At 70.1% G+C, this 3,508-nt stretch carries 4 protein-coding genes; 1 reads left to right on the forward strand and 3 read right to left on the reverse strand.

Going from position 1 to position 3,508, the window contains the following annotated elements; genetic code table 11:
- On the reverse strand, nucleotides 1-1,010 hold a 1,010-nt coding region (locus FV228_RS23610), incomplete at its 3' end, for an acyltransferase (protein WP_147856798.1).
- A gap of 384 nt (nucleotides 1,011-1,394) precedes the next feature.
- Entirely contained in the window at nucleotides 1,395-1,547 is a 153-nt protein-coding gene (locus tag FV228_RS33380) for a hypothetical protein (RefSeq protein WP_187193450.1), read from the reverse strand.
- A gap of 187 nt (nucleotides 1,548-1,734) precedes the next feature.
- Between FV228_RS33380 and FV228_RS23615 the strand changes: the two genes are divergently transcribed.
- The gene (locus FV228_RS23615) at nucleotides 1,735-2,472 is read left to right on the forward strand and encodes a sugar transferase (protein ID WP_147856799.1); all 738 of its coding nucleotides are present in this window, start codon (nucleotides 1,735-1,737) and stop codon (nucleotides 2,470-2,472) included.
- A 267-nt stretch (nucleotides 2,473-2,739) separates the two neighbouring features.
- On the opposite strand, the gene FV228_RS23620 is transcribed toward FV228_RS23615, so the two are convergent.
- A partial coding sequence (locus FV228_RS23620; RefSeq protein WP_147856800.1) for a family 16 glycosylhydrolase occupies nucleotides 2,740-3,508 on the reverse strand: 769 nt, incomplete at its 5' end.

Consider the following 3,508-nt stretch of genomic DNA (forward strand, 5'->3'; position numbering starts at 1 on the left):
GATTCGAGGAGCCGCCACGACGCCTCCGCCAGGAGCAGGGTCAGCGCCAGGTCGAGCGCCAGGGTGACCGAGCGCGGCCCGGCGAGGTGCAGGCCGACGGCCGCCAGCACCTGCTCCGCATGCAGGGGCACGTGGAACAGGTAGGCGGCGTAGCTGATGACGCCGATCCGGCGCAGCCAGGCGCCGTCCAGCAGTGCGACGATGCGGTGGCCCGGAGATTGAACGATCTGGAGCAGGGCGAGCGCCGCCAGGATCCCGCTGAGCCGCCCGAGGATCAGCCACCGGCCGGTCTCCCCGGCGAGCAGCGGCAGGGCCAGGAACAGGGCGAGCGCGCCGAGCAGGGCGGCGTCGCTCCGGAGCCAGCCCGGCAGGGGCTGCGTGCGCAGGCCGGCCAGACCCCCCAGGGCGATCAGCCCGAGATTGGCCACCGTGTCGACGTCGAAGCTGACCGGCCAGGCGCCGGCCGACCACAGGGCGACATGCATCAGCACGCTGGCGCCCACGAGCGCGCCGCACAGCGCCCCGAGACGGCGCCGGGGCAGGAACAGGGCCGCCGGCGCGAACAGGAGGTAGAATTGCTGCTCGACGGCCAGGCTCCAGAGATGGCCGAGCTCCGTCCCCCAGCCGTTCCGCTCGATATAGACGTTGGTCAGGTATAGCCAGGTCGAAAGCTTGAACGCGTCGTCGCCGAGGTTCAGCGGGCTGCCCAGCCGGGTGGTATAGAGCACGAACAGGAAGGCGTAATACACGGGCACGATGCGGGCGAACCGGTTCCGGTAGAACGCAAGCAGGCTGTCCATCGGCGTCGCCGCGCCGGCCTCGATGCGCCCGCGGGCGGCCGCCAGGATGCGGACGATCAGGAAGCCGCTCAGCACGAAGAACAGCCAGACCCCGGCGCTGCCCAGCGCCTCGGTGCGCGGGCTCGGCGCCTTGTGGCTGACGAAGACCATCAGGAAGGCCACGGCCCGCAGGCCGTCGAACCCGATGATGCGGCGCTCTGCCGGGACCATGCACGCCTCGTCCGATGCCGGAGCCCGTCCCGCCGCGCGGGCGCGGTCGGAGCGGATCGAGCGACCGGTCTAGGCCGGCCGGGCGTGGGGGCGGCCTACCTCGATCGGCGTAGGCCGGGTGGCCTGAACATCTGCCGCATTGCTGTATTCGGCCTTAGACCCTTCGTGTTTAGGGTTGTTTAACAATATCGAAGTGGGGTATGGTCGCGATGGCCCGTCCGATTCCGGGTGGAACACTGATGTGAACGGTCATCGCTCACACACACCGGTTTGCAGACGACGCGATGCCGTGCAGCGCGATGTCTTGCGGCACGCCATGCCACAGACCGTTCCGAGAGCCCGCCGCACGCGGCGCGGATTCGGGGCTCCGCCGGGCCGGGGTGCTCACCGCCGCATCCCGAGCAGGACCACGAGGCCCACGCCGATCGCGGCTCCGGCCTGGGCCGCCAGCAACGCGACCAGCCAGCCCTGCAGCAGGCCCACCGCGAAACCGATCGCGCCCCCGATCAGCGCAGCGAAGACCAGAAGGACCAGCAATTACTTATCTCCACTGGTGATTCGGTCGTGCTGCTCTGGCTTTATCCCGCAAGTTTTCGGCTGTGCCAACGGCTCAAGACTTTCGCGTGTCAAATATTGTTCCCGTCCCGGCCGCACCGGCCCGCGGGTTCCGCTCGCATCTCGCACTGTCGCATCCACCTTTCGCACCGAGTGAGGAGCCGCCGCCATGCTGCGCCCGGTTGGGACCCCGACCTCCATCACACCGTCGTCGCCGCACCATATGGTCGAGACGATCAACGAAGCGTTGGTCAAGACGCTGCCGACGGCCTCTCCGGCGCGCTTCGGGCCCCGGCTCGGTTGGGCGACCAAGCGCATGCTCGATACCGGGGTGGCGGTGACGGCCCTGTGTCTGCTGCTGCCGCTGCTGCTGTTCATCGCCCTGCTGATCTGGGCGAGCGACGGCCACGCGCCGATCTTCCGGCACCGGCGGCTCGGCCGGCACGGGCGCCCGTTCGGGTGCCTGAAGTTCCGGTCCATGATCGCCAACGGCGACGCGGTCCTGGCCGCGCACCTGGCGGCGCATCCCGAGGCCCGGGCCGAGTGGGAGGCGACGCACAAGCTCACCCGGGATCCCCGCGTGACCACCCTGGGCCAGGTGCTGCGCAAGACCTCCCTCGACGAGCTGCCGCAACTCTGGAACGTGCTGCGCGGCGAGATGAGCCTGGTCGGGCCGCGCCCGATCGTGCAGGGGGAGGTCGTCCGCTACGGGACGGCGTTCACGCTCTGCTTCTCCGTGCCGCCCGGGGTCACCGGGCTGTGGCAGGTCTCGGGCCGCTCCGACACCAGCTACGCCGAGCGCGTCGCCCTCGACCTGGATTATGCCAGCCGCTGGAGCCTGCGCCGGGACATCGCGATCATGCTGCGCACCATTCCGGCGGTGCTGGCCCAGCGCGGCAGCAAGTAGCGCCGCGATCCGGCGGGACGCAGTTCAGGCGCCGGTGAGGGGGGATGTGCGCTGCGTCGGGGAGGCCCTCAGGCCGGGTCGTCCTGGTCCATGGGCGCCACGACGCAGAGGCGCCAGAACTCCACGAAGCCGACCGCATACACAGCGATGAGAAGGCTGAACCCGGACATCGAACTTGGCCCCGCAGTGACCGCAATCATGAGCCTGCGGGGGACAAGGTTAATGTTTCGTTCAGGTTCCGAAATATGCCGGCGGCGTGGTGCCGCCCTACCGGCAGACGATCGAGCCCTTGAAGCCGCACGGGTCGCCCAGCTTGGTGAAGGCGACGCGCTCGAAGGCGGCGGAGACCGGCTGTCCCGGATAGGTGGCCGGCCCGAGCCAGGATTCGAAGTCGCGGCCCTGGCCCGTCCAGATGCTGAGCATGATCTTGCCGGGGTGCGACGGGATCGGCCGGTCGGGCGCGGCCCGCACCTCGCGCAGCAGCCGGCCGTTGACCGACCAGCGGATCCGGTCGGGCAGCCATTCGAGCGCGTAGTCGGCCATGGTCGTCGCGGCGTCGAAGCCCAGCGCCTCGACGCTCTCGTGCTGCCCGGCGCCCCCGGTGAAATAGTTGAGCTGGACGCCCTTCGTGTCCTTGCCCAGGAATTCGAAATCGATCTCGTCGTTCGTCCGGCGGTCGCCGTCGTTCGGGCCGTTATAGGTGAAGAACGCCGAGACCAGGCCGGAGGCCGCGCCCGGCCGCATCCGGACCTCGTAGGTGCCGTAGCCGTAGCGCTCCTGGGTCTGGATCTCGGCGCAGCTGAAGGCGCGCTCCTTGTAGGGGCTGTCGGCCAGGGTGAGGGTCAGCGCCCCGGGGCTGGGGATCTGCACGCGCTGGCGCGACCACGTGCACTTCTGGAAGTCGCCGTTGACCCAGCCGTCGGCCACGTACCAGCGGCGATCGCCGAGGGACGCGAAGGTCTCCACGAAGGAGCCGCCGCCCCGGAAGGCCGGCGCGTCGCCGGTGGCCGGGGCGGGATCGTCCCCGGCCACCGGC

The sequence above is a fragment of the Methylobacterium sp. WL18 genome (assembly GCF_008040015.1).
In the GTDB taxonomy this organism is placed as follows: Bacteria; Pseudomonadota; Alphaproteobacteria; order Rhizobiales; family Beijerinckiaceae; genus Methylobacterium; species Methylobacterium mesophilicum.